29 protein-coding genes and 1 tRNA gene are annotated in these 26,322 nt (G+C 57.6%); 12 read left to right on the forward strand and 18 right to left on the reverse strand.

Annotated features, from left to right (window positions below):
- Positions 1-166: 166 nt before the first annotated feature.
- Positions 167-628, forward strand: a complete 462-nt coding sequence (locus ABNF92_RS00710; RefSeq protein ID WP_008171631.1) for a peptidylprolyl isomerase — start codon at positions 167-169, stop codon at positions 626-628.
- A gap of 105 nt (positions 629-733) precedes the next feature.
- Here the strand turns inward: ABNF92_RS00710 and ABNF92_RS00715 are convergent, their stop codons facing one another.
- Entirely contained in the window at positions 734-2,386 is a 1,653-nt protein-coding gene (locus ABNF92_RS00715; protein WP_349343145.1) for an electron transfer flavoprotein-ubiquinone oxidoreductase, read from the reverse strand.
- 418 nt (positions 2,387-2,804) lie between these two features.
- On the opposite strand from ABNF92_RS00715, the gene ABNF92_RS00720 reads away from it, so the two are divergent.
- The 3 genes from ABNF92_RS00720 to ABNF92_RS00730 all read left to right on the forward strand — a co-directional run bounded on the left by ABNF92_RS00720 (position 2,805) and on the right by ABNF92_RS00730 (position 5,340).
- On the forward strand, positions 2,805-3,554 hold the full coding sequence (locus ABNF92_RS00720; protein ID WP_069183601.1) for an electron transfer flavoprotein subunit beta/FixA family protein: 750 nt from the start codon (positions 2,805-2,807) through the stop codon (positions 3,552-3,554).
- Positions 3,555-4,496: an FAD-binding protein gene (locus ABNF92_RS00725; protein WP_069183602.1), complete on the forward strand. Its 942-nt coding sequence runs from the start codon at positions 3,555-3,557 to the stop codon at positions 4,494-4,496.
- A gap of 109 nt (positions 4,497-4,605) precedes the next feature.
- Positions 4,606-5,340, forward strand: a complete 735-nt coding sequence (locus ABNF92_RS00730; protein WP_349343146.1) for a putative RNA methyltransferase — start codon at positions 4,606-4,608, stop codon at positions 5,338-5,340.
- On the opposite strand, the gene ABNF92_RS00735 is transcribed toward ABNF92_RS00730, so the two are convergent.
- Positions 5,329-6,536, reverse strand: a protein-coding gene (locus ABNF92_RS00735; protein ID WP_349342663.1) for an IS3-like element ISMaq2 family transposase whose coding sequence is annotated in 2 segments (ribosomal slippage) — positions 5,329-6,209 and positions 6,209-6,536 — 1,209 coding nt in all. Because the reading frame shifts where the segments join, the coding sequence is not laid out codon by codon here. The two genes, ABNF92_RS00730 and ABNF92_RS00735, sit on opposite strands and share 12 nt — an antisense overlap.
- Before the next feature lie 65 nt (positions 6,537-6,601).
- Between ABNF92_RS00735 and ABNF92_RS00740 the strand changes: the two genes are divergently transcribed.
- The gene (locus ABNF92_RS00740; protein ID WP_349343147.1) at positions 6,602-6,769 is read left to right on the forward strand and encodes a hypothetical protein; all 168 of its coding nucleotides are present in this window, start codon (positions 6,602-6,604) and stop codon (positions 6,767-6,769) included.
- 11 nt (positions 6,770-6,780) lie between these two features.
- Here ABNF92_RS00740 and ABNF92_RS00745 read toward each other — a convergent pair whose 3' ends face one another.
- Together ABNF92_RS00745 and ABNF92_RS00750 are read right to left on the reverse strand one after the other, a co-directional pair.
- A complete protein-coding gene (locus ABNF92_RS00745) occupies positions 6,781-7,254 on the reverse strand; it encodes a hypothetical protein (RefSeq protein ID WP_209397301.1) in 474 nt (157 codons plus the stop codon).
- Between the two features lie 37 nt (positions 7,255-7,291).
- The gene (locus ABNF92_RS00750) at positions 7,292-7,621 is read right to left on the reverse strand and encodes a hypothetical protein (protein WP_141697202.1); all 330 of its coding nucleotides are present in this window, start codon (positions 7,619-7,621) and stop codon (positions 7,292-7,294) included.
- 207 nt (positions 7,622-7,828) lie between these two features.
- Here ABNF92_RS00750 and ABNF92_RS00755 point away from each other — a divergent pair, with 207 nt between their 5' ends.
- Together ABNF92_RS00755 and ABNF92_RS00760 are read left to right on the forward strand one after the other, a co-directional pair.
- Positions 7,829-8,245 carry a hypothetical protein gene (locus ABNF92_RS00755; protein ID WP_136632219.1) on the forward strand — a complete coding sequence of 139 codons (417 nt, stop codon included), beginning with the start codon at positions 7,829-7,831 and terminating at the stop codon, positions 8,243-8,245.
- 65 nt (positions 8,246-8,310) lie between these two features.
- The gene (locus tag ABNF92_RS00760; RefSeq protein ID WP_349343148.1) at positions 8,311-9,552 is read left to right on the forward strand and encodes a saccharopine dehydrogenase NADP-binding domain-containing protein; all 1,242 of its coding nucleotides are present in this window, start codon (positions 8,311-8,313) and stop codon (positions 9,550-9,552) included.
- Here ABNF92_RS00760 and cydC read toward each other — a convergent pair.
- From cydC to ABNF92_RS00780, 4 genes are read right to left on the reverse strand one after another with little or no spacing between them, the layout of a single operon-like run.
- On the reverse strand, positions 9,549-11,165 hold the full coding sequence (gene cydC, locus ABNF92_RS00765) for a thiol reductant ABC exporter subunit CydC (RefSeq protein WP_349343149.1): 1,617 nt from the start codon (positions 11,163-11,165) through the stop codon (positions 9,549-9,551). The two genes, ABNF92_RS00760 and cydC, sit on opposite strands and share 4 nt — an antisense overlap.
- Entirely contained in the window at positions 11,158-12,870 is a 1,713-nt protein-coding gene (gene cydD / locus ABNF92_RS00770) for a thiol reductant ABC exporter subunit CydD (protein WP_349343150.1), read from the reverse strand. Before cydD ends, cydC begins: the two co-directional genes overlap by 8 nt.
- Entirely contained in the window at positions 12,871-13,872 is a 1,002-nt protein-coding gene (gene cydB / locus ABNF92_RS00775) for a cytochrome d ubiquinol oxidase subunit II (RefSeq protein ID WP_069183608.1), read from the reverse strand.
- Positions 13,873-13,874: 2 nt separating this feature from the next.
- Positions 13,875-15,317: a cytochrome ubiquinol oxidase subunit I gene (locus ABNF92_RS00780; RefSeq protein WP_291909003.1), complete on the reverse strand. Its 1,443-nt coding sequence runs from the start codon at positions 15,315-15,317 to the stop codon at positions 13,875-13,877.
- Between the two features lie 183 nt (positions 15,318-15,500).
- Between ABNF92_RS00780 and ABNF92_RS00785 the strand changes: the two genes are divergently transcribed.
- Positions 15,501-16,142, forward strand: coding sequence for a class I SAM-dependent methyltransferase (locus ABNF92_RS00785; RefSeq protein WP_349343151.1), 642 nt, complete (start codon positions 15,501-15,503; stop codon positions 16,140-16,142).
- Positions 16,143-16,218: 76 nt separating this feature from the next.
- Positions 16,219-16,305 (forward strand) — tRNA-Leu (locus ABNF92_RS00790).
- Here ABNF92_RS00790 and ABNF92_RS00795 read toward each other — a convergent pair.
- Genes ABNF92_RS00795 through ABNF92_RS00805 form a run of 3 tightly spaced genes read right to left on the reverse strand, consistent with a single transcriptional unit; the run spans position 16,306 to position 18,223 of the window.
- Positions 16,306-17,109: an enoyl-CoA hydratase-related protein gene (locus tag ABNF92_RS00795; RefSeq protein ID WP_291909008.1), complete on the reverse strand. Its 804-nt coding sequence runs from the start codon at positions 17,107-17,109 to the stop codon at positions 16,306-16,308. It lies immediately after the preceding tRNA gene.
- Positions 17,110-17,162: 53 nt separating this feature from the next.
- The gene (locus tag ABNF92_RS00800) at positions 17,163-18,041 is read right to left on the reverse strand and encodes a DMT family transporter (protein WP_153633465.1); all 879 of its coding nucleotides are present in this window, start codon (positions 18,039-18,041) and stop codon (positions 17,163-17,165) included.
- Positions 18,042-18,079: 38 nt separating this feature from the next.
- Positions 18,080-18,223, reverse strand: coding sequence for a hypothetical protein (locus tag ABNF92_RS00805; RefSeq protein ID WP_167352695.1), 144 nt, complete (start codon positions 18,221-18,223; stop codon positions 18,080-18,082).
- A 187-nt stretch (positions 18,224-18,410) separates the two neighbouring features.
- Here ABNF92_RS00805 and ABNF92_RS00810 point away from each other — a divergent pair, with 187 nt between their 5' ends.
- Positions 18,411-19,202, forward strand: a complete 792-nt coding sequence (locus ABNF92_RS00810; protein ID WP_349343152.1) for an enoyl-CoA hydratase — start codon at positions 18,411-18,413, stop codon at positions 19,200-19,202.
- Positions 19,203-19,227: 25 nt separating this feature from the next.
- On the opposite strand, the gene ABNF92_RS00815 is transcribed toward ABNF92_RS00810, so the two are convergent.
- Genes ABNF92_RS00815 through ABNF92_RS00825 form a run of 3 tightly spaced genes read right to left on the reverse strand, consistent with a single transcriptional unit; the run spans position 19,228 to position 21,450 of the window.
- The gene (locus ABNF92_RS00815) at positions 19,228-19,779 is read right to left on the reverse strand and encodes a DUF192 domain-containing protein (protein ID WP_349343153.1); all 552 of its coding nucleotides are present in this window, start codon (positions 19,777-19,779) and stop codon (positions 19,228-19,230) included.
- Positions 19,743-20,504, reverse strand: a complete 762-nt coding sequence (locus ABNF92_RS00820; RefSeq protein ID WP_136632317.1) for an ABC transporter permease — start codon at positions 20,502-20,504, stop codon at positions 19,743-19,745. Before ABNF92_RS00820 ends, ABNF92_RS00815 begins: the two co-directional genes overlap by 37 nt.
- A gap of 25 nt (positions 20,505-20,529) precedes the next feature.
- Entirely contained in the window at positions 20,530-21,450 is a 921-nt protein-coding gene (locus ABNF92_RS00825; RefSeq protein ID WP_069183617.1) for an ABC transporter ATP-binding protein, read from the reverse strand.
- Positions 21,451-21,582: 132 nt separating this feature from the next.
- Here ABNF92_RS00825 and ABNF92_RS00830 point away from each other — a divergent pair, with 132 nt between their 5' ends.
- Entirely contained in the window at positions 21,583-22,068 is a 486-nt protein-coding gene (locus tag ABNF92_RS00830) for a hypothetical protein (protein WP_291909022.1), read from the forward strand.
- A gap of 84 nt (positions 22,069-22,152) precedes the next feature.
- Positions 22,153-22,464 (forward strand): hypothetical protein, encoded by a 312-nt coding sequence (locus ABNF92_RS00835; RefSeq protein ID WP_291909025.1) that lies wholly within the window; start codon positions 22,153-22,155, stop codon positions 22,462-22,464.
- Here the strand turns inward: ABNF92_RS00835 and ABNF92_RS00840 are convergent.
- The 4 genes from ABNF92_RS00840 to ABNF92_RS00855 all read right to left on the reverse strand — a co-directional run bounded on the left by ABNF92_RS00840 (position 22,457) and on the right by ABNF92_RS00855 (position 26,200).
- Positions 22,457-23,065 (reverse strand): hypothetical protein, encoded by a 609-nt coding sequence (locus ABNF92_RS00840; RefSeq protein ID WP_291909187.1) that lies wholly within the window; start codon positions 23,063-23,065, stop codon positions 22,457-22,459. The two genes, ABNF92_RS00835 and ABNF92_RS00840, sit on opposite strands and share 8 nt — an antisense overlap.
- Before the next feature lie 138 nt (positions 23,066-23,203).
- Positions 23,204-24,670 carry an ABC transporter permease gene (locus ABNF92_RS00845; protein ID WP_291909028.1) on the reverse strand — a complete coding sequence of 489 codons (1,467 nt, stop codon included), beginning with the start codon at positions 24,668-24,670 and terminating at the stop codon, positions 23,204-23,206.
- Between the two features lie 13 nt (positions 24,671-24,683).
- Complete coding sequence (locus ABNF92_RS00850) at positions 24,684-25,334, reverse strand: ATP-binding cassette domain-containing protein (RefSeq protein WP_291909030.1); 651 nt, start codon at positions 25,332-25,334, stop codon at positions 24,684-24,686.
- Positions 25,334-26,200, reverse strand: a complete 867-nt coding sequence (locus ABNF92_RS00855) for a putative selenate ABC transporter substrate-binding protein (protein WP_069183622.1) — start codon at positions 26,198-26,200, stop codon at positions 25,334-25,336. The genes ABNF92_RS00850 and ABNF92_RS00855 overlap by 1 nt, the downstream gene beginning before the upstream one ends.
- Positions 26,201-26,322: the final 122 nt, after the last annotated feature.

Consider the following 26,322-nt stretch of genomic DNA (forward strand, 5'->3'; position numbering starts at 1 on the left):
AAACGCATCAACTCAGTTGTTAAACTGTGTTTTCGTACTTGTTATGAGCCTGGCTCTCTAACGAGGCCCGGTGGTCGTTAGTCCCTCTGTTCAGTCTGGCTGTTCACGATCACTTTCGATTGCCTAAATCAATTAAACAGTCATTGCGGACACGCAAGGAGATCACATGGCCCAACCTCGTGTTGTCACCATCCATTACACGCTCACCAACGATCAGGGAGAGCAGCTTGATTCCTCCCGTGTAGAAGGTCGGGAGCCTCTGTCTTACCTGGAAGGTGCACAGAACATTATCGGTGGACTGGAAAGTGCACTGAACGAAAAGAACGCAGGCGATCAGGTTAAGGTTTCTGTAGAACCTGCAGAAGGCTACGGCGAAGTAAACGAAGAACTGATCCAGCCGGTTCCACGTTCTGCATTTGAAGGCGTCGACACCATCGAGCCGGGCATGCAGTTTCAGGCACAGACCCCGGGCGGCCCCCAGGTTGTTCGCGTGGTTGAGGTTGGCGACGAAACCGTCACCATCGACGCCAACCATCCGCTCGCCGGGCAGACTCTGCACTTCGACGTAGAAGTGGTAGAAGCTCGCGACGCGACTGACGAAGAGCAAGAGCACGGTCACGCTCACTAAGCTTTTCAGAAGCGCAACGAAAAACGGCTCCTCAGGGAGCCGTTTTTTTGTATCCGATAATAAAAAACGGCCCACAAAGGGCCGTTTTTGCAACAGAAGCCGAACTTACATGTTCGGATAGTTCGGGCCGCCGCCCCCTTCCGGAGTCACCCAGTTTATGTTCTGGGCAGGATCCTTGATATCGCAGGTCTTGCAGTGAACACAGTTCTGGGCGTTGATCTGGAAGCGCTTGCCGCTGCCGTCGTCTTTCTCGACAACTTCGTACACGCCGGCCGGGCAGTAACGCTGCGCAGGCTCGTCGTACTTCGGCAGGTTGTCACGAATCGGCAGCTCAGGATCGGTCAGCTTCAGGTGTACCGGCTGGTCTTCCTCGTGGTTGGTGTTGGAGATAAACACCGAGGACAGGCGGTCAAAGGTCAGCGTGTTATCCGGCTTGGGATAAGTCACCTTCTTGCACTCGGACGCCGGCTTCATGGTGGCGTAGTCAGGAGTGGTATCGTGGAAGGTGATCGGCAGGCTGCCACGCAGGATGTTCTGCTCGAAGAAGGCAATGGCGCCGCCAACCACGTTGCCGAACTTGTGCATGGCCGGGCCGAAGTTACGCTCGGCGTAGAGCTCCTTGTACAGCCAGCTATCCTCGAAGCGCTTCTGGAAGCTGGTGATTTCCTCACCGCTCTTGCCTTCCTTAAGAGCCTCGAAGACCGCTTCGGCGCCCAACAGGCCGGACTTCATGGCGGTGTGGGAGCCCTTGATCTTGGAGCTGTTCAGGGTGCCGGCGTCGCAACCTAGCAGCAGGCCGCCCGGGAAGCTCATTTTCGGCAGGGCATTGTAGCCGCCCTTGGCGATGGCGCGCGCACCATAGGACACCCGCTTGCCACCTTCCAGGTGCTTCTTGATCTCCGGGTGCAGCTTCAGGCGCTGGAACTCTTCGAATGGGCTCAGATGCGGGTTGCTGTAGGACAGATCGGTAATCAGGCCCACGTAAACCTGGCCGTTCTCCAGGTGATACAGGAAAGAACCGCCGGTGGAGCCGGTCTCGTTGAGCGGCCAACCGGTGGTATGGACGACCAGGCCTGGCTCGTGTTTGGCCGGATCGATGTCCCACAGCTCCTTGATGCCGATGCCGTAGTGCTGGGGATCCTTGCCTTCATCCAGCTTGAAGTCGTTGATCAGGCGCTTGCCCAGGTGGCCACGGCAGCCTTCGGTGAAGAGGGTGTATTTGGCGCGCAGTTCCATGCCCGGCATGTAGCCGTCTTTCTCGGAACCGTCGCGGGCCACGCCCATATCGCCGGTGATAATACCTTTCACCTGGCCATCCTCAACGATGGTTTCGGCGGCCGCAAAGCCCGGATAGACCTCAACGCCAAGCTGCTCGGCCTGTTCGGCCAGCCAGCGGCACAGGTTGCCCAGGCTGATGATGTAGTTGCCATGGTTGTGCATGTTCTTGGGCACAAAGGCATTGGGGATCTTGGTGGCGCCATCCTGGTTCTTCAGCAGGAAAATGTCGTCTCGGGTAACGGGCGTGTTCAGCGGAGCGCCTTTCTCTTTCCAGTCCGGGAAGAGTTCGTTGAGGGCAGTGGGCTCGAATACGGTACCGGCCAGAATGTGCGCGCCGATCTCAGAACCTTTCTCTACCACGCATACGGTGAGTTCCTCGCCGGCTTCCTGTGCCAACTGCATGACACGGCACGCTGCTGACAGGCCCGCCGGGCCGCCGCCGACGATCAGAACATCAAATTCCATCGATTCGCGTTCCACGTTGGTCTCCTCAAACATCTTTAATGGAAATTATGTGCCCGCAGGCCAATTATTCTGGGCCGCCATCATACCGGTAAAACTGCGTATAGACGACCGCCCCAAGCCGTTTGTCCCGACTTGCTTAGCCAAAAGGATACCGTATTTGAAGAATCAAACAAACGTTTGTTTGAAATTCACTCTGACCTTTGGCATTGTAAGAGCACACTGAAACATCGTGTGTTTTGAGTCGAAATCTAGTATCGTCTCATTGCCGTTCCCGGTCAATACCGGGGAATTGGCTGAAAGTTCAGTCCTGGCGCGTCGTTTGAGGCTATTGATTCTGCCGAGTGTTGCCTCCATCATTAATGCGCATTGAATGTCGGCAGGCTCTGCGCGAGGACTGCAAGTCATAAACCCATCGTAGAAGAACGAGGAATCTATGAAGGTTCTGGTCGCTGTAAAACGAGTAATCGACTACAACGTAAAGGTGCGCGTCAAGCCGGACAACACCGGTGTTGACCTCGCCAACGTCAAGATGGCAATGAACCCGTTCTGCGAAATCGCGGTAGAAGAAGCCGTTCGCCTGAAGGAGAAGGGTGTTGCCAGTGAAATCGTGGTGGTATCCATCGGTCCGAAAGCCTCTCAGGAGCAGATCCGTACTGCGCTGGCGCTGGGTGCAGACCGTGGCATCCACGTCGAAACCGACGAGGAGGTTCAGTCTCTCGAAGCGGCCAAGCTGCTGAAGGCTGTTGTTGAGAAAGAAGAGCCGAAGCTGGTCATTCTTGGCAAGCAGTCCATCGATTCCGATAACAACCAGACTGGCCAGATGCTGGCCGCGCTGACCGGCATGGGTCAGGGCACTTTCGCTTCTGAAGTGGTTGTTGAGGGTGACAAGGTTAACGTAACCCGTGAGGTAGACGGTGGTCTGATGACCGTTTCCCTGAATCTGCCTGCGGTTGTCACCACCGACCTGCGTCTGAACGAGCCGCGCTATGCTTCTCTGCCGAACATCATGAAGGCCAAGAAGAAGCCGCTGGACAACATGAGCCCGGCCGATCTGGGTGTCGACATCGCTCCGCGCCTTTCCACCCTGAAGGTTGAAGCGCCTGCTTCCCGTCAGGCGGGTGTGAAAGTGGCCGACGTTGCCGAGCTGGTCGATAAACTGAAGAACGAAGCGAAGGTGATCTAAATGAGCATCCTTGTAATTGCTGAACATGACAACAGCAGCCTGAAACAGGCTACCCTGAATGTTGTAGCGGCTGCCAAGGCCATCGGCGGAGACATCGACGTACTGGTTGCCGGTGAGAACTGTGGTGCCGTTGCTGAAGCAGCTGCCAAGGCCGAAGGCGTTAACAAGGTACTGGTTGCCGACAACGCTGCTTATGGTCACTTCCTGGGCGAGAACCTGGGTGAGCTGGTTGCCGAAGTTGGCAAGGGCTACAGCCACATCCTGGCCGCCGCTGGCACCGTGGGCAAAGACTTCATGCCGCGCGTTGCTGCACTGCTGGACGTTGCCCAGGTTTCCGACATCATGCGTGTGGAGTCCGAAGACACCTTCGTTCGCCCGATCTACGCTGGTAATGCCATTGCCACTGTAAAATCCAGTGACAGCATCAAAGTCGTTACTGTTCGTCCGACCGCGTTCGACCCGGTTGCTGCTGAAGGTGGCTCCGCTGCCGTTGAACAGCTGGACGTTGTAAAAGACGCTGGCCTGTCCCAGTTCGTTAGCGAAGAGCTGGCCAAGTCTGACCGTCCTGATCTGGCAAGCGCCGGTATCGTGGTTTCCGGTGGTCGCGGCATGCAAAACGGCGACAACTTCAAGATGCTTGAGCAGGTTGCCGATCTGATGGGTGCCGCTGTTGGCGCATCCCGTGCTGCTGTTGACGCCGGCTTCGTACCGAACGACATGCAGGTTGGCCAGACCGGTAAGATTGTTGCTCCGCAGCTCTATATCGCCGTGGGCATTTCCGGTGCCATTCAGCACCTGGCCGGTATGTCTGATTCCAAGGTGATCGTTGCGATCAACAAGGATGAAGAAGCGCCGATCTTCCAGGTTGCCGATTACGGCCTGGTAGCGGACCTGTTTGAAGCGGTTCCGCAGCTTGAAGAAGAGCTGAAGAAAGTTCTGTAACCTTCGGTTCTTCATCCAAAAAGGCACCTTCGGGTGCCTTTTTGCGTTGGGTGAAACTCCAATACCTGCCATGATACCCGGCCCGACTGTTGAACCGGATTCAAACACCATGACCACCACACCCTTTGATGCTTTAGCCTGCCCGTTGGACGGGTGCGCGCTCACCGCCAGCGGAACGTCCTGGCGGTGCGAGAACGGGCACAGTTTTGATGTCGCCCGGCAGGGCTACGTGCACCTGTTGCCGGTCCAGAAGAAACGTACCCTGGACCCGGGCGACAGCAAGGCGATGGTGGCGGCCAGACAACGGTTCCTGAATGCCGGCTTCTACGCAAGGATCGCCGAGTCGGTTAGCGATCGGGCGCTGCAGTCGCTGCCCGATGAGGGGAAGGGGTCGGTGCTGGACGCAGGTTCCGGAGAAGGCTATTACCTCCGGCACCTGGCAGGCAAGGCTGGCGATAAAGACCTTGCGATGATTGGTGTCGATATTTCGAAATGGGCGGTCCTCGCAGCGGCAAAACAGGATAAACAGACCCGATGGGTAGTGGGCAGCAATGCAAACCTGCCGGTTCTGCCGGAATCACTGGATCTGGTGCTTTGCCTGTTTGGTTTTCCGGTCTATGGCGAATTTGCCCGTGTGCTTAAGCCCGGTGGGCAGGTGATCCAGGTGGATGCCGGTGCCGATCATCTTCGAGAGCTGCGAGAAATCATCTATCCCGAGCTGAAATCGCCTGGAAAGACCGACAGCGCAGCACCGGAGGGCTTCCGACAACTGGACTCTACCGTCGTGCGTTTCTCCGTGACTGTAGTTGCCCCCGCTAAACCGGACACCACCTCATTCGTTTGATGCCAGTTCCGCCCGGTACTCCCAGGGCGATTTCATTTTCAGCCCCTTGTGCGGGTGGCTGCGGTTATAGTCTTCGACCCATTCCGGCAACCTGGCCATCACCGTGGCGGCATCAGGGAGATCGTTCAAGTACACATAGTCGCGCTTAAACGTCTTCACGAAGGCCTCAGCCATGCCGTTGCTCTGAGGGCTTCTCACCGGTGTGGTACACACGACAAAGCCCAGAGAGGACGCGAAGGCTCGCGTTTCTTTGGCAATGTAGCAACTGCCATTGTCCGTCAGCCATTCCAGCGGATGAGGCACTCGCTCTGACTGGCCGAACCGGTATTCCAAGCTTTCCAGCAGCAGGTCTTGAACCATCTCACCGGTGATGCCACCAGTAGTCGCTACATAGCGCATCAGCTCGCGATCACAGCAGTCCAGGCTGAAGGCTACGCGGACAACCTCCTTGTTCCAGCAGCGGATCTCAAAGCCATCTGAGCACCAACGAAGGTCCGGCTTCAACGTAATAACCTGGCCATTGTGGCAGCGCTCTTGAGGTCGCCCTGTATACCGGGGTAACAGCAGCCCATCCTGCTTCATCAGTCGGTACACGCGCTTGTGGTTTACTCGCTCATCGTTGGCTGCGAGCAACCGATTCAGTCGAGCCGTGATCCTTCGATAGCCATTGGCAGCACGGGCCTCGCACAGCTCACGGATAAACGGCAAATGCCGGTCATCGTCTTGTTTGCTGTATCTCGGGCTTCGGCCTTTCTGGCGACCATGAAGGCGATCCAGAAGATTGGAGCGCGATACCTTCAGCACTTCCGCAACCCGCTTCAGAGGGTATCGTCCGGTGGCAGCAACGGCATGCGCGAGATCAACTTTTTTGACTGAGCCACCTCCAGGGCTTCCCGGAGTATTTCAGCTTCCATCGTCTTGCGGCCCAACATCCGCTCCAGCTCCCGAACCTTCTTTTTCAGGGCTTTGACCTCGGATGCGCTTACAACCTCATCACCGGATTCAATCGCGGACATGCCACCGTCTTTCATCAGCTTCTTCCAACGGAACAACAGACTTGCTGATATACCATGACGCCGGGCTACAAGCGATACCGACATGCCTGGCTGCTCACACTCTGCAACCATGAATGCTTTCTCCTGCGCGGAATACCGGCGACGGCGCTGCACTCCGGTTATGACTTCGATTCTCTCCACCTTGGACACTCCTTTGCACTAGGTCTATGCCTAGGCCTTTGCTTCTACCAAGGTGTCCGGTTTAATTGGGGGCTACTACAGTGACACTCCCGGATCAGGAAAGTATTGCCGATCTTCTGGCCATGACACCGCATCTGTACCGGGCCAGCGCCGAGGGACTTGAGAAGGCAGCGGCGCTTGACTCACTGGAGGTGACCGTCGACGTGGTGCTCAAATCCTCGGAAAAGAGCTAACCTCCCAAAAGCTATTGATCGTCGGAACCTTGGCCCTTGTCACGCTTGCGGGACGCCAGCCGCTTTTCGGCCTTGCCGATGATCAGGGTATCGGCAAGGATGTGCAGCGCTTTGTTGGTGGTGCGCACCGTTCGGTAGATCTGCTGACTGGTCTGGTCATGGGTGGCTCGCGCTTTTCGGGCCGTCTGCCGGAACTCTTCATCTTTCGAGAAAAGATCAATCAGCCCGAACGTGGTGTTGGAAATCGCCTTGTGAACTTTCTCCACTGCGCTGGCACCGCCTGAGACGGAATCTTCCAGCAGGCGGGCACGGTTCCGGACTTCCAGAAGATCCATTCTGCTTTTCTGTAGGGCGCTGTGTGCCGCCACCCGATGAGAATTGAGAATCCGGGCTTCACGGCGGCACAGCAGGAGCTGCCAATAGGCGATGCCGAAGCCCATGAAGGCCAGTAGCAGGAGAAAAGATACGATCGCGGTGGTGATCATGTTAATGCGCTTCCATCAACCAGAGTGACTACCCGAATCATCGATACTCAAGCTGCATGTCGACCTCGATTTCACGCTCTGCCATTTCGTTTTCGAGCTCTTTTAGCACTTCCTGGTACACCATTTTGCGGACCATCACGGGGAGTTTGTCGGCAAGCACGCGGGCAGAGCGTGATTCCCGTTTGGCCAGGGCAATCGGATCCAGTACCCGTAGCGTAATAACCATTTCCGGCTGCTGCTCGGAATCTGCGATGTCGTCATTCTCCATCATCTGTGCGATCACTTTGCGCTGTTCAAGAACCTGCCAGCAGACGAAAGCGCTGAACAGCACAAGCAAGATGCTCAGTACCATCAAAAAGGTGATCAATTCGAACCTCCGGAAATCGTGTCGTGCACTGTGTTGCAGTGTGCCCCATGAAGTATGACAAACGATTGGCCGTGACGACGGATCCAATAGCGCGGCGGGGAAAGTAGAACGAGCGCTCAAAACTGCTAATATCGGTTGCAGTTGTAGGATGAGCTACGCAGAATCAACGAGTTAAGGCCAACTATTCACACCAACAGAGGATTGTTCATGGTTTGGTTCAAGGCGTTTGCAAGTGGTTTTCTCGCGACCCTGGTATTCCATCAGGGCCTGTTCGCACTGTTCTGGCTGGGCGGTGTTGTGCCCGCAGCGCCGTTCAACATGTCACCGGTGCCACCGCTGGGCGTTCCGCAGGTTGTATCACTGGCGTTCTTTGGTGGCCTCTGGGGTATGTTGCTGTGGCTGATTCTCGGTCGCCTTGCGGGGATGAAGTTCTGGCTGGGGCATGTCATTGTAGGGGCAGTTGGTCCCACAGCCGTTGCCATGCTGGTGGTGTTTCCTCTTAAAGGGCTCGATGTCTCTGCTCAGACCTGGGTTGGCGGGCTTATCCTCAATGGGTTCTGGGGCCTGGGTGTGGCCGTATTCATGCGCCTGATGGGCACCAAGGCAACCGCAGCCGTTCGTTGAACCCTGAACCAGTGCTCTGTTAATTCTCTATCAACTTTCCAGCTAATTTTGACTAAGGAAGAGCAATGACCAAATCCTCAGAAACGGCCTATGACCTGGTGGTGTTCGGTGCCACCAGCTTCGTTGGCCAGATTCTCACCCGTTACTTGCTCGAAACCTACGGAGTGGGCCAGTCGGTGAAATGGGCAATTGCCGGTCGCTCCGAGAGCAAGCTCAACACCCTGAACGGTGAGCTTGGCTCCAAAGCCAAAGACCTGCCAGTGATCCTGGCGGATGCGTCCGACGAGGCTGCCCTGAAGGCCATGTGCGAGCAAACCCGAGTCATTATTTCCACCGTTGGCCCCTACGCGCTTTACGGTGAGCCTCTGGTGCAGGCGTGCGTGCGCAGTGGCACGGATTATTGCGACCTGACCGGTGAAGTGCAGTGGATCCGCAAGATGGTGGAGCGCTACGAGGAAGAAGCCAAGTCCTCCGGTGCCCGCATCGTGCATTGCTGCGGCTTCGATTCGATTCCCTCCGACATGGGCGTGTGGTTCCTTCAGAACCAGGCAGAGCAGACCTTCGGTGCGCCATGCCGGGATGTTCGCATGCGGGTGAAAACCGCCAAAGGCGAATTCTCGGGTGGGACCGTTGCCTCCCTGATGAACGCGGTAAAGGAAGCCGCGGCCGATCCGAAACTGCGGAAACAAATGGCCAATCCGTTTTCAATCTGCCCGCCAGATCATCGCTCCAAGACCCGTCAGCCGAGCCTGAAAGGTGCAGAGTACGACAAGACCTTCAACGCCTGGCTCGCGCCTTTTGTGATGGCAGCGATCAACACACGCGTGGTTCATCGTTCCAACGCCCTGCAGAACGCGCGTTATGGCAAGGAGTTCACCTACGACGAAGCCATGATGACCGGTCGTGGTACCAAGGGCCGTCTGGCAGCGTATGCCGTCACCGGCGGTCTGGGGGCATTCCTGATGGCCTCTGCCGTCAAACCCACCCGCTGGCTGGTTGAGAAGTTCGTGCCCAAGCCGGGCGAAGGACCCAGCCCGGAAGCCCAGAAGGCCGGGTTCTATGACCTTCGTTTTGTTGGCCGCACGGAAGATGGCAAAACCATTATCACCAAGGTGACCGGCGATCAGGACCCGGGCTACGGTTCCACCGGCAAGATGTTGGGTGAAGCAGGGATGTGTCTGGCGTTCGATATTCCGGCGGATCAGCCCGGCGGGTTCTGGACGCCGTCTTCGCTGCTCGACGGCAAGCTGATGGACCGTCTCACCAGCAAGGCGGGCCTGACTTTCGAGGTACTCGAGACCCGTTAACCGCTGAGGTAAATCACACGGTCGGTGTCCGGGAGGGCATCCGACCCGTGTGCCAGGCTAACCACGGTTTTTCCTTCCAGACGCGTTTCCATCCGTTTTGAAATCCGCGCCCGGGTATCGGCATCCAGGCCGGTAAACGGCTCATCCAGTATTACCAGCGGGGCGGGGTTCAATAGCACACGCGCCAGGGCCACACGCCTTGCTTCACCCCCGGAGAGTCGGCTGCCGGCACTGCCGAGCCAGGTATCTAGGCGGTCCGGTTCGGTGGCAAAACGTTCAGCCAACTCCATCTGCTCCAGGATGCTCCAGAGTTCGGTGTCCGAGGCCTCGGGCGAGCCCAACAGCAGATTGGCCCGGAGGGTATCCTCAAACAACACGGTTTTCTGGGTGAGGTAAACGCACTCCCTCCTCGTCAGATTGCCCTGGGCGGTGGGCAGCAGGCCGGCGAGCACATCCGCCAGGGAGGATTTGCCGCTGCCCGAATGCCCGAGAATGCCGATGTGCTCTCCATCCTCAATCCCAAGGTTGAAGTGCGTAAATAAAGGCGCGTAACCCTCATGTTTTACGGCAATATCTTCCGCCAGAAGGGCTTTTCCCGGCGGCAGTTCTGAGGCGCTGGGCGCGGCGTTCTGGTCATCCTCCCGGCAATCCCGGTTCAACTGCGCCGCAGACGCGACAGTTGCCCCGAGCTTGCCAAAGGCATCCGGCAGCATGGCGTAGACCTCGGCCAGGCCGAGCAGGGCAATGGGCAGTAACACCAACACCGGGCCAGACACCGACCCCGACTGGAACAGGGCAAAGCCTGTCCAAAGGGCCAGAACGGCAGAAAGATTGACGAACAAATGGGAGCCAGCCAGATGCCAGCCTATCCGGGTATCGGCCCTGGCCTGCTCGGCAGTTACCTGATGGGCCTGGCGCATGAGCCAGGCCGCATGTTTGCCGGTGCGCCCGGCCGCGGTCAGCTCGGGGAAACCCTCGATGTGCTCGATCACCGCCGTTCGAAGGTCTTCCTGCCGGTCGCTTTGCCGGGCCGCCAGGCGCCAGGTTCTCAGATAAACCCCTGCGGTGGCGATTACCAGGGCAATGACCAGCAACATTCCCACCAGCAATGCCGTTCCGATATCAAAGAGCACGGCAGCCAGAACCATCACCAGCAGAGTAACCAGGCCCGCAAGGGCGGTGGGTGCAATCAGGCGCAGGTAGAGGGTGTCCAGGGCATCCACATCGGTGGTGAGCCTGGATAGCCACTGGGCGCCGCTCAGCTCGCCACGGCGAACGCGATTGGCGCAGGACAAACGTTTGAACAAAGCGACACGAATGTCTGTGAGCAACCTCAGAACGGTATCGTGGTTGTAGACCCGCTCCAGATACCGGAACACCGTGCGGGAAACGGCAAAAAACCGAATCGCGCCGCCGGGTACGTAAAGGTTTATGGTCGCCGCCACACCGGCGGCCAACAGCAAGCCAACCAGCGCAGTTTCGGTAATAAACCATCCGGATACCGCCAACAGACCTATGCCGGAGAGCAGGGTGGCCAAAATCAGGAAACCGCCCACAACCAGGCGCCCTGGGCGTTTGAAGATCAGGTCCAGCCAGGGCTTCAGCTCACGCATCGCGCACCTCCCCTTCGGACATCAGCAGCACGCGGTTTGCCAGAGTGAGTAGGGCCTGGTGGTGGGTTGAGAAAATCAGGGTTTTACCGGCCACCGCCAGTTTATGCAGGGCCTCCAGCACAAACACTTCACTGTCGCTGTCCAGGCCGGCAGTGGGTTCATCGAGCAGAATCAGGTCGTAATCCGCCAGGAAAATACGCGCCAGACTCAGCCTTCTTGCCTGGCCGCCGGAAAGCCCCTGGCCCTCCTCGGATACCGGGCTGTAAATACCCTGTTGGCGACTGTCGAGCAGGGAACCGAGGCCCACATTGCGCAGGGCCGTCTCGATGGCGATATCAGAGGCATCCGGAGTGGTCAGTCTGAGGTTGTCGGCCCAGGTGCCGTGAACCAGAAACCCTTTCTGGCCCAGCCAGCCAAAGCGGAAACTGCCCGGTGCCTCGCCGAACAGGTGGATCTGACCGGCATCCGGTGCGATAAAGCCGGCCAGCAGGTGTAGCAGGGTGGACTTCCCGCCGCCGGAGGGGCCTGTCAGGGCAACCACTTCGCCTTTGCGGATGGTCAGCGTGAGATCACTCAACACCTTCTGACCCGACCGGAAGCTCTTGCTGACGGAACGCAGCTCGATCCGGTCTTCCGCGCCCTCCACAGACACGGTTTCACTCGCGCTCTGGAGGTTTACCGGGGATGCCAGCCGCTCAAGAATTTCGGTACCAGCACCCATCGCTGCGGCACGATCATGATAATGCTGGGAAAGAGTGCGCAGCGGCTGGAAAAACTCCGGGGCCAGTAACAGAATCAGCAGCCCGGAAAACAGGGTCAGATCTTCGGAAGGGCCGTATGTGATGTACCCCAGGAGACCAAACCCGATGTAGATGGCGATAACGGCGATGGCCACCGAGGCAAAGAACTCCAGAACCGCCGAGGACAGAAACGCGACCCGGAGCGTTTTCATGGTGATGCGTCGGTAATGATCCGAGCGCTTGCGAATCAGCTCGGCTGCCCCCTCGGTCTGCCCGAAGAGCTGCAGCGTAGTCAGGCCGCGTACCTTGTCCAGGAACTGGCCGGATAGTCGGCTGATGGTTTCAAAATGCTGCTGGTTCAGTCTCTCCGCACCCATACCCACCAGCGCCATGAACAGGGGAATCAGCGGTGCAGACAGCAGCAGGAAGATGCCGGCCAGCCAATCCAGCCAGAACACCAGGGCGAGGATCAGCAGTGGCACAATCATCGACAGGGTCATCTGCGGCAGAAAACGGGCGAAGTAGCCATGCAGGGCTTCCACGTGATCTATCCATTCGCGGGCAAGAGCGCCAGCCGAAGACTGGCCCAGTTCAACGGGGCCGGTGGCCTGCCAGTGCTTGTGGAGTTGCCGGCGGGCGTCACGGCGAACCTGTTCGCTGCATCGAGCGGCGAAGCGGGTCTGGTAGCCCTGGCCAAGTGCGCGCACAACGAGGGCGATAATCAGACCCAGAAAAAGAGGAGTGAGGTCCGCAACCGGAACCTCGTCAATGATGCCCAGATGGATAATCCGGGCAAGCAAAACCATCTGAATAATGGTGGCAATGCCGGCAACGGTGCCGGCAGCCACGGTACTCCGGATCAACAGGCGACTGCCACGGGCCAGATCAGAAAGCCATCCTTTGACGGCTTTCTGATCGGTGGCGGAGGTATTCTCTCCGTCCCCATTGGCCGATGGCTCCGCCACTTAGTGATATCCCTCGCCGGCGCGTACCTTGCCGCGGAAGACCCAATAGGTCCAGGCGGTGTAGACCAGCACAATCGGAATCACGAACAGCAGGCCCAACAGCAGGAACAGCTGGGATTCATAGGCGGAGGCTGCCTCCCAAAGCGTGTATTCCGGCGGGACCACATAGGGCCAGCGGCTGACCACCAGGCCCAGATAGGTGGTGATGAACAGGCCCATGGTGGCCACGAACGGCATGCCGTCTTTGCGATCACGAACCGAACGGTAAATCTGGATAGCGCAAAGCAGTGTCAGAACCGGCAGGACCCAGATAATGCTCAAGTTGGAGAACCAGCGCTCACGCACCATTTCATCCACGAAGGGGGTCCAGACACCGATGATGCCGAAGACCACCAACACCGCGAGGAGCAAGGGCAGGGTGATCTTGTAGGCCCACTGCTGCAGATTCCCCTCGGTTTTCATGATCAGCCAGGTGGAACCCAGCAGGGCATAGCCGGCCAGCATACCCAGCCCCGTGAGCACGGTGAACGGCGTCAGCCAGTCCAGCGCGCCGCCAACATAGACGCCATTGGCGGTTTCAAAGCCCTGGATATAGGCCCCGACCACGGCGCCCTGGGCAAACGATGCAACGGTGGAGCCGCCGGCAAACGCCCAGTTCCAGAGATAACGTGACGTACGGGCCTTGAACCGGAACTCAAAGGCCACGCCACGGAAGATCAGCCCGGCCAATAGTAGGAATACACCGATATAGAGTGCCGGCAGGAAGATGGAATACACCATGGGGAAGGCGGCCAGAAGACCGGCGCCACCGAGCACCAGCCAGGTTTCGTTGCCGTCCCACACCGGGGCCACCGAGTTCATCATGGTGTCGCGGGCTTCCTCGTTCGGTGCAAAGGGGAAGAGAATACCCACGCCCAGGTCGAACCCGTCCATCAACACATACATGATAATGCCGAAGCCGATAATGAATGCCCAGATAAGAGGCAGATCAAACAGTTCCATAATCAGTGACCTCCCTGGTTGACCGGCTTGGCAGTACCAACAGTATCGTCAGAATCGTGTTCGATTTCGAAAGGCACATGTGCAGCGGAGAACGGACGCTTGGGTCGATCTGCCTCGTGTTCGTCCTCATCACGGTCTTCAAGACCGACATACAACACACGCATGAGGTAGTAGACACCGGCAGAAAACACCAGAGCGTACACAACGATATAGCCGATGAGCGTGAACAACGCCATGCCGCCGGTCAGTGACGGGGTCAGTGCCTCGGCTTGGGTCATCTGGCCATACACCAGCCAGGGCGCGCGGCCCACTTCTGTTACGAACCAGCCGGTGAGTACCGCAAAGAAGGGCGCAATGCTCATAAAACGCATCCCCTGCAGGAACCAGTTGGTGCGCCAGTACCTGCCGCCGGCACGCAGAACCAGGCCGGTTACCGCGAAGGCGATCATCAGCAGGCCAATACCTACCATGATCCGGAAGGACCAGAACACAATCGCCACCGGAGGCTGCTCTTCAACCGGCACTGCGCTCACACCGGGCACCTCTCCGTCCCATTCATGGGTCAGAATGAAGCTGGCCAGGCTGGGAATACCAATCTCGTAAAGGTTCCGCTGGTTTTCCTGATCGGGAATGGCGAACAGCAGCAACGGCACATTGCGGGAGGTTTCCCAGTTACCTTCCATGGCCGCAACCTTGGTGGGCTGATGCTCCAGGGTGTTCAGGCCGTGAAAATCACCCAGCACCGCCTGAGCAGGCGCAATGAACAGCAACAGCCACAGGCACATGGACAGCGCTTTCTTGTTGGCCTCCACCTCGCGACCCCGCAGGAGATACCAGGCGCTCACGCCGGCCACCACGAAGCCGCCGGTGAGGAAGGACGCCAGCGCCATATGGGCAAAGCGGTAAGGGAAGGAGGGGTTGAAGATCGCCTCGCTCCAGGAAGTCACATAGAACACGCCGTCGCGCAGCTCGGTGCCGGCCGGAGTCTGCATCCAGCTGTTGGCCGAGAGAATCCAGAAGGAAGAAATAAAGGTACCCGTCGCAACCATGATGGCGGCAAACAGGTGAACGCCTGCCGGCACCTTATCCCGACCAAAGAGCAGCACCCCGAGGAACGCCGCCTCCAGGAAGAACGCCGTAACCACCTCATAACTCAAGATAGGGCCAAGGAAGTTGGCTGAGGCCTGCGCGAAATTGCTCCAGTTGGTTCCGAACTGGAACGACATCACGATGCCCGACACCACCCCCATACCGAACACCACGGCAAACACCTTGGTCCAGAAGGCAGAGAGCTTCACCCACACAGGATTCTCGGTTTTGAAGGCAAGGCCTTCGAGTACCGCAATGTAGGAGGCAAGGCCGATGGTAAACACCGGAAAGATGGCGTGAAATGACACCACGAACGCGAACTGGATTCGCGATAGAATGAGAGGATCAAGTTCCATGGGAACCCTCCGGTAACGGTCACATCATAACAAACGGGCCCAGCGAACCCGTTCAGCCGCTGCCTTAGCTCTGTTTGTTATATTGTTATTACCGGCAGATACTTACTATGCTACTAAACATGGTAGCAAATTCGATAGGGCGTTTTGCCGCACCCTTGATTTAAAACAATTATGGTGTTGCCGATGAGCTTTTACGAAGACAGGATTCTCCCCCACATCATAGACCGCGCATGCTCCATGGGCCAGGTGATGAAGCTTCGTAGCCAGGTAGTACCCCATGCAAAAGGCGTGGTGCTGGAAGTGGGCATGGGCTCGGCCATCAATATGGAATTCTACAATTCCGAACACGTTGACATGGTGTACGGGCTGGAGCCCTCAGAAGGCATGCGACGCAAGGCCCAACCGAATCTGGCAAGATCCCCCATCAAGGTAGAATGGCTGGATCTGCCGGGCGAGAAAATCCCCCTGGAAGACCACGCTGTCGATACCGTTCTTCTGACCTTCACCCTGTGCACGATCCCGGACTGGCATGCAGCCCTCCAGCAAATGTGGCGGGTGCTCAAACCGGGCGGCGAGCTCCTGTTCCTCGAACACGGCGAATCCCCCGACGACGGCACCCGAAAGTGGCAACACCGCATCACCCCAGGGTGGAAAAAGCTCGCCGGCGGCTGCCATCTGAACCGACACATCGCCGACCTGATCCGACACGCCGGCTTCGAAATCCAGGAACTGGAAAACCTCTACATCCCCAAGGCGCCGAAAATCGTCGGATACATCTACAAGGGCAGGGCAACCAAGCCTGCAGAGGCCAGCCCGGCCGCCTGAGGGCGCGGGCAGAATCCGAATTGCGTTACCCCACGCAGACTTATACAATTCTGCCCGTCAAAACCTCCCCCCGAATGCTCCGGTGGTGAAATTGGTAGACACAAGAGACTTAAAATCTCTCGACCGCAAGGTCGTGCCGGTTCGATTCCGGCCCGGAGCACCACTATTTCTTCGACATCGCCTCCAGCATTTTATTCACCGCTTCCAGGTGCTCTGGCTCGTTGTGGCACATGCCCTGGAAGTTGGCACACACATCCAGAAAATCCTTCAGTTCCATCCTCGGCGCCATTTTCATCAGGCGTTTGGTCAGGCGTGTGGCTTTCGGCGGCTGGCTGGCCATGCGGCTTGCCATGGCGTTTGCGGCATTCATCAATTCGTCTGCTGGCACCACCTCCAGAACAATACCCAAGTCTTTGGCTTCGGCGGCGTCTATCACGCGGCCGGTGAGTGTGAGCTCAAAGGCGCGCTGATAGCCAATCAGGCGCTGCATGAACCAGGCGCCGCCGTCGCCGGGGATGATGCCGAGGTTGAGGAAGGTTTCGCCGAACTTGGCACTTTCCGAGGCAATGCGGATATCCGCCATGTTGGCCAGATCGAAGCCGGCACCAATGGCGGGGCCGTTCACGGCGGCGATGATGGGCACTTCGACGTTCTGCAGGGCCAGGGGAATGCGCTGGATCCCCTTGCGGTAGCGGTCGGCGCATTCGGCCACGTCGCCGGCAAAATCACCGCTTCGGTTGGCCATGTCCCGGATGTTGCCACCAGCACTGAAGGCAGAGCCAGCCCCGGTGATCACCAGTACCGACACATCGTCGCACTGGTTCACCCATTCTGCGGTGGTCACGATGTCGTCGATCAGGTGTGAGCCTGTGAGCGCATTGCGCAGGTCGTGACGGTTCAGGGTGAGGGTGGCTACCCGGTTTTCCAGGGTGAGCAGTGCGTCGGTGAGCTTGGGTACGTTGGTCATGAATGCGGTTCCTTGTTTTTGATCAGCGCGTATCTTCGCGCGCGGGAACCGGATTAATCAACTAATAGCCGCGCCTTTCGGTAGCGGCTGACTTCCGTCCAGCCGTGCACAGCCAGAGCTGAGAATACGATGACCCCGCCCACCAGACTGAGGTTTGGCGGTACCTCGCCCAGGAACAGCCACACCAGGAAGGACCCGAACACGGTTTCCAAAAGCAGCATCAGGCTGACCTCTGCCGCGGGAATGTAGCGCGGGCCAATCTGGATCAGGATGCAGGCAGTCGGCAGGAATACAAGGCAGAGCAGGGCAATGAAGAAGAAGTCCCGGCCTGAGGGCATCTGGGCCCCGCCAAACAGAGCGGCCACAGCGGCCAACACCAGGGCCCCGAACATGAGCATCACGCTCATATCACTGTCGGGTTTAGAGCGGGCCACGTTAAGGTTGGAGGCCAGTGCCGTGGCGGCAACCACCGCCATTAGAAGGCCGAGGGGATCGCCTTTGCCGAACTCGCCCACGGCCATGAAGGTGGCCCCGGTCACACATACCAGAATGACGACCCAGGTTCGTAGGGGCAGGGTTTCTTTCCAGACCGCCCAGGCGATCACGGCGGCGATAACCGGGGCGGTGTTGAGAATCACCAGCACGTTGCCGGCGGCGGTGTTTTTCATGCCGACTACGAAGCCGAGGGTGCTGATTGCAAAGGCACCGGCACAGAACAGGCCTTTGCGGCCACATTTGCGAATTTCAGGCACCAGCCGGGAACGGTAACGGGCCCAGCTGATCACAAAGAAACTGAGGGCCAGCAATAAGCCCCGCCAGAACAGGAACACCACCGGGTCCACGGAGGTGATTTTCACAAGCAGCGCATCCGGAACGATAAACAGCACGCCGAGGGCGGCGATGGTCAGTCCTTTGATTCGGGTTGTCTGCAATGTGTGTTCGCCTGTTCTGGTGAGGTGTGTTGTTCAGTTCAGGGGTTATCCTGCTCTGGCAGCGGCTGGATGCTATTGATGTCGCCAGTTGGTGTTGCCGGTTCGTCCTCAATGATAATGAAGATAGCGCCGCCAATAACCGCGATGGCAAAGATGGCTTTGAGGATTATCGATTTCGACATGCGTTCTTCCTCTCTGCGTTCTGGCTTATACAAACAGCCTATGGGCGGGAGAGGGCTATAACAACCGCAAAGCCCCGAAAACTGAGCATCCTACAAAAGTCGCTTCGACAGTATAGACGCAGTCAGCAATACTCAGGGTAAGTTTGCAGGTTGCCTGGTGCAGCACCGTTAAAAATGGAGTGTCCTCATGACTGAACAAACCGCAGAACTGGTTCACAAGTACAGCGAAAATGGCATTACCACGCTCACGCTGAACCAGCCGGAGAAGAAAAACAGCCTGTCTATGGCCATGCTGGAGGCGCTGTCTGAAGAGCTGGAGATTATTGCCTCCGATACGGAAACCCGGGTTGTGGTGCTCGCGGCCCATGGCAATGTGTTCTGTGCCGGCCACGATCTTCGGGAAGTTCGGGAGCAGTTTGATAGCCATGAATTCCAGCTGGCGCTGTTCAACCAGTGCAGCAAGGTTATGCAGCAGATCGTCAATCTGCCCCGGCCGGTGATTGCCCGGGTAGCGGGTGTTGCCACGGCCGCGGGCTGTCAGCTGGTGGCCAGCTGTGATCTGGCGGTAGCGGCGGATACGGCGCGGTTTGCCACCCCGGGCGTGAACATCGGGCTGTTCTGTTCCACACCGATGGTGGCTCTGTCCCGGAACGTGTCCCGCAAGCACGCCATGGCAATGCTGCTGACCGGCGAAATGATCGGCGCCGTGAAGGCGGAACGCATCGGGCTGGTTAATCAGATTGTCGATGAGCAGCACCTGGACGAGATGGTCTACAAGCTGGCCCGCACCATTGCCGACAAATCCGGCCATACACTGAAAATTGGCAAGGAAGCCTTCTATCGGCAGCTGGAAATGCCGCTTGAAGATGCTTACGAGTACACATCGAAAGTAATGGCCGACAACATGATGGCCAACGATGCCCAGGAAGGTATCTGCGCGTTCCTGGAGAAGCGTAAGCCGGAGTGGCAGGACAGCTAGAATCGCCCGGGAGTATCAGCCCGGCCTACTGGGTCGGGCAATTACCGTTTCCAATGAATAGCCCGTCGCCGGTCCGGATTCCATGTTCCTGGAAAAAACCGGCGTTCATCTCAACGGCCTGGATAAACGACACGCCGGCGGGGTAGGTGGGGCAGCCAGCACCGCTCGCCGAGGCGCAGGGCACCATCTGCCGGATACTGCCGATCACGCCATCCTCGTTGAGGTAGGCAATGTCCAGGGGAATCAGGGTTTTGTACATCCAGAAGCCGTGGCTCGCTTCCCTCGGCTCGCTGTACTCGAACAGCATACCGGCGTCGGGAGCGAGAGACGTACGGCCCATCAATCCCTTCCGGCGCTGTTCAGAGCTATTGGCCACTTCCAGTTTTACCGGCACTGTGCCCGCTGCGGACACAAAGCAGGCGTCGACAACCGGAAGACCTTCCTGCGGCGCTGCGATGCCTGAAGAGCACCCGTAAATCAGCGAGCTGACCGCCAGTACGACCCAGACTTTCAGGCCTCGAAGGCGTTGCGGTGTCGCTGTCACGAGCGTAACCGGTACCCGGTTTTGAAGATCCACCAGATGCCCACCATGCACGCGGTGAGAAACACCAGGGTCATGCCCACGCTGATGCCGACATGAACGTCGGACACGCCGTAGAATGCCCAGCGGAAGCCGCTGATCAGGTAAACCACCGGATTGAACAGGCTAACCGTTTGCCAGACCTCCGGCAGCATATCGATGGAGTAGAAGGTTCCGCCGAGGAACACCAGCGGGGTGATGATCATCATCGGGACAATCTGGAGTTTTTCGAAGCCATCCGCCCAGATCCCGATGATGAACCCGAACAGGCTGAAGGTGATGGAGGTCAGCACCAGGAACGAGAACATCCAGAACGGGTGCAGTACGTCGTAATCCACAAAGAACTTCGCCGTAGCAAGTATGATCAGCCCGAGGATCACGGATTTGGTGGCAGCGGCGCCAACGTATCCCAGGACCACTTCCACGTAGGACACCGGTGCTGAGAGCACTTCGTAGATGGTGCCGGAGAACTTGGGCATGTAGATGCCAAACGAGGCGTTGGAGATGCTCTGCATCAGCAGGGACAGCATCACCAGCCCTGGAATGATGTAGGCCCCATAGGCGATGTTGTCGATATCACCCATGCGCGAGCCGATCGCGGAGCCAAAGACCACGAAATACAGGCAGGTGGAAATCACCGGTGAGAGCACGCTCTGCATAACCGTTCGGCGCATGCGGGCCATTTCGAATTTGTAGATTGCGCGGATACCGTAAAGGTTCATGCCTTTCTCCGTTGGGCCGGCGGGCTTACTCGTGCACCAGGCCGACAAAAATCTCTTCAAGGGAGCTTTCCCGGGTTTGCAGATCCCGGTATTCAATGCCCAGATCCCCGAGTGTCCGAAGCAGCCGGGCAACGCCGGCCTGTTCCTGCTGGGAGTCAAAGGTGTAGATCAGCTGGTAGCCGTCCTCGGACAGCTCCACCGGTTCCAGGGTCAGTTCGCCCGGTACCTTGTCGAGCTTGTGCGCCAGGTGCAGGCGCAGCTCCTTTTTGCCCAGCTTGGTCATCAGCTGGGTCTTGTCCTCAACCAGAATGATTTCACCCTGCCGGATCACGCCGATCCGGTCGGCCATCTCCTCGGCCTCTTCGATGTAATGGGTGGTGAGGATAATGGTCACACCACTTTCCCGGAGTTTGCGGACCATATCCCACATGTCCCTCCGCAGCTCCACATCCACACCGGCCGTCGGCTCATCAAGGAACAGGATCTGCGGTTCATGGGAGAGTGCCTTGGCAATCATCACCCGGCGTTTCATGCCGCCGGACAGCGACATGATGCGGTTGTTGCGTTTGTCCCAGAGCGAGAGGTCTTTGAGCACCTTCTCGATGTGGGACGGCTTCGGCGCCTTGCCAAACAGACCGCGGCTGAAGGAAACGGCATCCCACACGGTTTCGAACGAATCGGTGTTCAGTTCCTGGGGCACAAGGCCGATGGTCTCGCGGGCCTTGCGGTAGTCTTTGACAATGTCGTAGCCGGCGGCTTTCACCTCGCCTGAGGAGAGGTTAACAATGCCGCAGATGATGCTGATCAGCGTGGTCTTGCCGGCGCCATTGGGGCCGAGCAGGGCGAAGATTTCGCCACGGCGGATGTCCAGGTTGATGTTCTTCAGGGCCTGGAAACCGTCACCATATACCTTGCTCAGGTGCTTAACGGAAATATCCGGCTGCACGGGCGTGTCCTGTGGTCAAAATGGGTCGAATTGAAGGCGCGGTATTTTCTCATGACTGGCGCCAGTTTAGAAACCTTTGCCTTGGCGGGAGAAATCCCCATAATGCCCGGCAGGTTTGTTCGGGGTGCCGTTATGTTACGTGTAATAGCAGTGGCAGGATTGATTCTGGGGCTTGTTGCCGTGGCAATGTTTGGTCCGGGCTTGCTTAAGGATGCCAATGGGGATCTGGAAAGTGCTACTGCCAAAGGGAGTGCCGCGCCCCTTGCCCGTTGTGATTTGCTTCAGGAGGGCCCTTGCAGTTGGTCAGACGGTTCGGGCGAGTGGCAAATCAGCCTGAGCGAACTGGGTGAGGGCACCCAGGGCATGGAGTACCAACTCACGGTAGTCACACCAGAGCGGCCGGAGCGTTTTCTCGCCGTTCTTCGGGGAGAGTCCATGTACATGGGCGAGTATCCCGTACCACTGGGCAACCGGGACAGAAACGAATACTCCGCGCGTTTTACGGCGCCATTCTGTACCGTAGACGCTACCATGACCTGGCGGATTGATCTGCAGCAGGGGCAACAGCCTATCGAGGGCATTCCGGCAAAGCTGGTATTTCAGGCCGAGCCACACTGAGACACGGGCAACCGGACGTCAGTCGGCTGACAACGGACCCGGATTGTGTAAAATCACCATACCGCCACTACCAGGGACAACGTGATGGATTACGGAGATAGCGTTCAGAAGGTACTGCTGAGAAAAATCCGCAAAGCGGAGCAGGATCTGATTCAGCTCAAACTGGATTACTGCCGGTTTGTCTTCGGATTAACTCACCGGGCGAAAGTGTTGTCCGATGGCGTGGCCTATGTGGTTCGTTCTGTCGACGTGGACAGCATGGCCAATACGGACGATGGTGGATTCAGCCGGCCCGAGATCACCGGCACCCGTGCTGACGAACAGGATCACGCAGAACCTGTGGCACTGGGCACCGATTGGGTACTTGAGACTGCCTCCGGGCAGGCTGCTAAATAAACGCGTTAGCGGTAATGGCCTCGTAAAGGCTCGAAGTCGGCGGTACATAGTGGTTGAACCGCCAGAATTCCGCTCCTTCCAACCCCGCCCTGAAACACGCCAGGTAAACCGTACTGGCCGTCAAGGTATCGATCGCCTCAACAATCTCTGACTGACGAATTCCGGTTTTTCGACTGGCAATCTGGGCAACGGTGGTTGCCAGAGCGCAAGAGTGCCGATTGGTTTTATCGCTGAGGGCACAACCGGCGCCATAGAGCCAGACCGCCGCGTACGTTTTAACCGCATTCGGCGCCGTTGATAGATCCACGCCGTTCACTCGACAATCCCTTTCCTGAAGGCCCGCCAGAATAAGCAGCTGGGTAATCAGCTCGGCGCGGTCCGGGGCAGCGTCGACAACCGGTTTGCGCACTGCGACCGGCCACTCTGAATGCCGTGAGGCTGGTTCAGACTGATGGGTTCCCGGATGCTTGCCTGCCCAGTCTTCCTGATGACCGGCAGCCAGAGGCTCGGCGCGCATCAGCGAGATCATCTTCACAGCCAGAAGAACAAGCAGTGCAAGCAGCCCAAGCTGAACCAAGAGAATCAATCCGTTTGCCATCATCACCAGAACTCTGAATGTTGCAAGAGGTTATCGGAGTGTAACGGAATGTATCCCGTCAATACCGCCACCCCGTCCCCATTACCCGGCCGAGGATTGACTGAAATGACGGAACTGTGACGGGGATCGCAGCGGCTGCGGCTAGCAGGTAGGCATGGTTTGCAGGGCCAGCTTGCGGCGAATGAATCGGCCAAGGATGTCTACGCCAATGTTCAGCATGGCGGTGATTAGTATGAGCACCATTGCCTGATCAAAACGGATGCTTTGAATGGCACTATCGACGTAGAAACCCAGGGTATAGATTCCAAGAATGCCCAGGATGGCGGTCTCACGCATGATGATTTCCCAGCGGTAGAACAGGAAGGCCAGGAATGCGCGGTAGATTCGAGGCACCAGCTCCCAGCCATAACGATTGAAGCCGTGGGGAGCGTCGGATCTCAACCGGATTGTGTTGGTTTGCCGGCCAATGAGATGGCCGATGATTCCGCCATTGTGCAGCGCCAATGCAACTACGGCCGGCAGCATGGAGGGCCCCCATAGCTGCAGGAGAATGTAGGCCAGGATGTATTCCGGTGTTGAGCGCGCAATCACCAGGAAAACATGCCCGGAGGTCCGGCGTATTGGGCCGCCAAAATGGTTCGATATCAGCGGGAACGCAAGTAATGCGAGGATGCCGGTGGCCACGAGCGCGATCTGCGTGAGAATCACGGTATTCCAGATACCGGGCAGGGCCTGTTCAATCATCAATTCATTGAGCCACGGCATCAGGCCAACAAGGCCCTCACCATCCCTCAATGGGCTGGGCACAATGTCCTGGGTGAAGAACCGCTCAACGTTGCCCCAGACAATGGGCAAGCCATCGCCGAGGAAGAACGGAGCGCCCAGGATATACACGGGCAACAACTTGGGTTTCACCCAGAGGGGAATGGTGGCAATAAGCACATAGAACAGGATCAGCATCGCGCCGGCATCGGAGTACATGCCTTGCGAGAATGAGGTTTCCAGATAAAACCCCAGTGTTGGCAGGCCAACGAAACCGAGGATAGCGCTTGAGCGAAGACCACACTCAAGACGGTAGGCCGTGTAGGTCCGTAGCTGAACCCAGCAATCCGGGATCTTGGTGTACAGGAAGGCTGCAATGGTGCCGGTGCCCGGAGGCAATAACCTGCCCGGTTCCGGATCTGCCTCTTCAAGAATCTCGGAGTAAACCTTGGCAAAAATGCCGGAATAGGGAATTGCGATCGCCAGTACGCCCGTCAGCGGGTGGAAGCCGAAAAACTGGAGAAAAATCAGAGCCCAGAACAGCTCGTGAATGGCCCTGATAAAGGCACAGAATATACGCACCGGGAGAAAGCGATACACCAGTGCCAACAGAAAGCCGCAAATGGCGCCAACCGTCACCCCCACGAACGCAAAGGCCACGGTTCGTAACAGGGCGGTAAGCAGCCCTTCGCTACTGAAGAAATTGGGGGTCAGTACGCCCAGGAAAAAATTGCCGAGGTCGCGCCAGGGATTGTTGGCGGTTATCGCTATGTCGGCAAACAGCAACCCCACGAGCGCAATCGCAAGAAAAATCAGGCTGGTGCGTACCGTCGGGTAGGAGAGCATCGTAGGACAGATCCTAGTACAGCGACATGATGTCTGCAGCCGTCAATCGTTCTGTAGGCTCATCCAGGGCGACCTGGCCATCCTGGATGCCAACAATGCGGTTACAGTACTTCATGGCCATGTCCACGTCGTGCAGCGCAATAACGCTCGTTTTGAAGCGGTCTTTCAGCAGTTTCATGACGTGATGCGCCATTGGCCCATCCAGTGCGGAGATCGGTTCGTCTGCCAGTAACACGGGAGCGTTGCGATAAAGGGCTCTGGCAATGGCCACCCGTTGGCGCTGTCCGCCGGAAAGGGACGCCGTCGGGATCCAGAGTTTCTCTGACATTCTCAGCGCGTCCAGCAGTTCTGCAATCTGCATTCTATCCTGCTTGAAGGGCCGGATCAGGGTAACGGTGTTGTACCAGGTGGCGTGCTTGTCCAGCTGCCCCATGAAAACGTTGTGGAATACCGGTAGGGCGTTAACCAGGCCAAGCTCTTGTGGCACAAGAGAAGATTCCCGATCCACCCTCTGGTGAATGAGCCGGATCAGAGTGGATTTTCCGGCACCACTCTTCCCAACCAGGGCGACCTGATCTCCCTCCTTAACAGTAAGGGTGAGCGGGCCGATAACCCGCTCACCCCCAAAAGAGGCCGTCAGGCCCGAGAGATCAAAGCCTGCCATCAATCAATGATTCCGATTTCTTTTGCAACCTTGCGAATCGGCTCGTAATCATCGTTTGAAGCGGGAACAAACGCAGAGCGCGGGAAGCTTTCAAGCAACTCAGGATCATCCAGGGAGAGCAGGGCCTCGCGGACGCGATCGGTAAAGCCTTCGCCGTAGTTTTCATCCACGTCGCCACGGATGCTCCACTGATAGTTGGGGAAACTTGGCGTTTTCCAGATCACCTTCACCGCATCGGTATTGATGTTTCCGTTTTCCAGTTCTTTTTCCCAGACCGCGAAGTTCATGGCGCCCACTTCATAAGTGCCGGACTCTACCAGGCGGAGGGTGCGGGTGTGGTTGCCGCTGTAACCCACGCGGGAGAATACGTCTTCAGGAGCTTCTCCAAAGGTTTCGCGGATGTGGTACTCGGGAATCAATCGCCCGGAAGTCGAGCCTTTCGATCCAAAGGTAAATGTCTTGCCACGCACATCTTCCGGCAAACGGTCTGCGCGATCCAGGCCGGTGCTCTCATGAGCAATAAAATAAACGTAGAAGGCCTGGTCTTCGGTGCCCTGCGCGATCGCCTGCGAACCGGGTACCAGGGATCTGGCCTGAACGCCGGACAGGCCGCCGAACCATGCCAACTGCACCTGATTGTTCCGGAATGCAGATACGGCGGCTGCATAGGACTTGACGGGGATGTACTTTACATCCGCATCCAGTTCCTCGGACAGGTAGTCCGCAATGCCGCGGAAACGCTCGACGAGCTTGGTTTCGTCTTCATCGGGGATGGCCGTGAAAATAAACGTCTGGGCCGATGCGGCTGCAGAGAACAGAGAACAGAGACCAATAATCAGCAATTTCCGTATAAGATTGTGGGTCATGGTTTTTCCTTGTTGAAACGGATATTTAGAGTGGGGAGTCTGAACGAGCGGCTCCTGTTACAGAAGGATACCTGTATTCACGTTAACTCTGAACAGCTATACGGCATACGTTTTTAAATGGC

The organism is Marinobacter sp. MMG032 (assembly GCF_040112695.1).
Taxonomy (GTDB): domain Bacteria; phylum Pseudomonadota; class Gammaproteobacteria; order Pseudomonadales; family Oleiphilaceae; genus Marinobacter; species Marinobacter salsuginis.

Bases quoted from the DNA above. Each gene is read 5' to 3' on its own strand.
- cydB (WP_069183608.1), bottom strand. From the start codon at position 13,872: ATGGAACTGTTTGATCTGCCTCTTATCTGGGCATTCATTATCGGCTTC.
- cydC (WP_349343149.1), bottom strand. From the start codon at position 11,165: ATGCGTGAGCTGAAGCCCTGGCTGGACCTGATCTTCAAACGCCCAGGG.
- ABNF92_RS00830 (WP_291909022.1), top strand. From the start codon at position 21,583: ATGTTACGTGTAATAGCAGTGGCAGGATTGATTCTGGGGCTTGTTGCC.
- ABNF92_RS00745 (WP_209397301.1), bottom strand. From the start codon at position 7,254: ATGATCACCACCGCGATCGTATCTTTTCTCCTGCTACTGGCCTTCATG.
- ABNF92_RS00805 (WP_167352695.1), bottom strand. From the start codon at position 18,223: ATGTCGAAATCGATAATCCTCAAAGCCATCTTTGCCATCGCGGTTATT.
- ABNF92_RS00785 (WP_349343151.1), top strand. From the start codon at position 15,501: ATGAGCTTTTACGAAGACAGGATTCTCCCCCACATCATAGACCGCGCA.
- ABNF92_RS00760 (WP_349343148.1), top strand. From the start codon at position 8,311: ATGACCAAATCCTCAGAAACGGCCTATGACCTGGTGGTGTTCGGTGCC.
- ABNF92_RS00855 (WP_069183622.1), bottom strand. From the start codon at position 26,200: ATGACCCACAATCTTATACGGAAATTGCTGATTATTGGTCTCTGTTCT.
- ABNF92_RS00720 (WP_069183601.1), top strand. From the start codon at position 2,805: ATGAAGGTTCTGGTCGCTGTAAAACGAGTAATCGACTACAACGTAAAG.
- ABNF92_RS00730 (WP_349343146.1), top strand. From the start codon at position 4,606: ATGACCACCACACCCTTTGATGCTTTAGCCTGCCCGTTGGACGGGTGC.
- ABNF92_RS00725 (WP_069183602.1), top strand. From the start codon at position 3,555: ATGAGCATCCTTGTAATTGCTGAACATGACAACAGCAGCCTGAAACAG.
- ABNF92_RS00780 (WP_291909003.1), bottom strand. From the start codon at position 15,317: ATGGAACTTGATCCTCTCATTCTATCGCGAATCCAGTTCGCGTTCGTG.
- ABNF92_RS00845 (WP_291909028.1), bottom strand. From the start codon at position 24,670: ATGCTCTCCTACCCGACGGTACGCACCAGCCTGATTTTTCTTGCGATT.
- ABNF92_RS00795 (WP_291909008.1), bottom strand. From the start codon at position 17,109: ATGACCAACGTACCCAAGCTCACCGACGCACTGCTCACCCTGGAAAAC.
- ABNF92_RS00840 (WP_291909187.1), bottom strand. From the start codon at position 23,065: ATGATGGCAAACGGATTGATTCTCTTGGTTCAGCTTGGGCTGCTTGCA.
- ABNF92_RS00710 (WP_008171631.1), top strand. From the start codon at position 167: ATGGCCCAACCTCGTGTTGTCACCATCCATTACACGCTCACCAACGAT.
- ABNF92_RS00755 (WP_136632219.1), top strand. From the start codon at position 7,829: ATGGTTTGGTTCAAGGCGTTTGCAAGTGGTTTTCTCGCGACCCTGGTA.
- ABNF92_RS00810 (WP_349343152.1), top strand. From the start codon at position 18,411: ATGACTGAACAAACCGCAGAACTGGTTCACAAGTACAGCGAAAATGGC.
- ABNF92_RS00820 (WP_136632317.1), bottom strand. From the start codon at position 20,504: ATGAACCTTTACGGTATCCGCGCAATCTACAAATTCGAAATGGCCCGC.
- ABNF92_RS00835 (WP_291909025.1), top strand. From the start codon at position 22,153: ATGGATTACGGAGATAGCGTTCAGAAGGTACTGCTGAGAAAAATCCGC.
- ABNF92_RS00850 (WP_291909030.1), bottom strand. From the start codon at position 25,334: ATGGCAGGCTTTGATCTCTCGGGCCTGACGGCCTCTTTTGGGGGTGAG.